This window comes from Streptomyces chilikensis (genome assembly GCF_001642695.1).
Classification (GTDB): domain Bacteria; phylum Actinomycetota; class Actinomycetes; order Streptomycetales; family Streptomycetaceae; genus Streptomyces; species Streptomyces chilikensis.
On sequence record NZ_LWCC02000059.1, the window covers coordinates 1 to 915 of the forward strand.

Here is a 915-nt window from a genome sequence, read left to right on the forward strand (position 1 = left end):
CGTGCTGGACGCCCCGCAGCTGGGCGTGGAGCAGGCCGCCATGGTCGTGGAGTCGCTGCCCGACGGGGCCCGGCTGGTCCTCGGCGGCGACCCCGGCGTGCTGTGGTCGGCGGGCGCGGGGCGCGTCTTCGCCGACCTGCTGGCCGCCAGGATCTGCCCCCAGATCGCCTCCCGGACGCCCGACCCCGGACCGGTCGGGGAACTGGTCTCCGCCGTCGGCGTCGGCGAGCTGGTCTCCGTCGACTCGCCCGGTCACGAGGTCGCCGTCGTCCCGGTCCGCGACCCGCGCGAGGCGGTGCACCGGACGGTGCAGCTGATCGCGGACTCGGTGCCGCGGGCGATCGGGATCCCGTCCGAGCAGACCCAGGTGATCACGCCGGGCCACGGAGGCGCGGTCGGCACGCGGGTGCTGAACGCCGCGCTCAAGGAGCGGTTCAACCCCGGGCCCGGACGGTTCGGGGGCTTCGACCCCGGGGACCGGGTGGCCTACTCCCCCCAGCCGGGGCGCACGGTCCTGGGACGCGTCGTCACGGGGGACGCGGAGGGGCTTCACCTCGACCTCGGCGGCGCCGCGGTGGCCGTCGCGCCGGACGACGTCGAGCGGACGCTGCGGCACGGCTGGGCGGTGACGGCCCACCAGGCGGTGGGGCAGCGGTGGCCGGCCGTGGTCGCGGTGCTGCCGGGCGACGCGGGGGCCGCGCTGACCCGCTCCTGGGTCTACACCGCCTTCGGCCGGGCCGAGCGTCACCTCTCGGTGGTCCAGGGCGTCGGCCCGGCCCTCGCCGAAGCGGTCGCCTCCGTCCTCCCCGCGCCCCGCACCACCCGGCTCCCCGCCCTCCTCCGCGCAGCCGCCCGGGGCTGACGGGCGGCGGGCCGGACCACCCGGCCCGCCGCCCGCGCCCGCCACCAGGTCCG

Annotated in this window: 1 protein-coding gene; it reads left to right on the forward strand. The window is 78.9% G+C overall.

Annotated elements, in window-relative coordinates; all coding sequences use genetic code 11:
- A partial coding sequence (locus A2U95_RS22270; protein WP_166026032.1) for an ATP-binding domain-containing protein occupies positions 1-862 on the forward strand: 862 nt, incomplete at its 5' end.
- Positions 863-915: the final 53 nt, after the last annotated feature.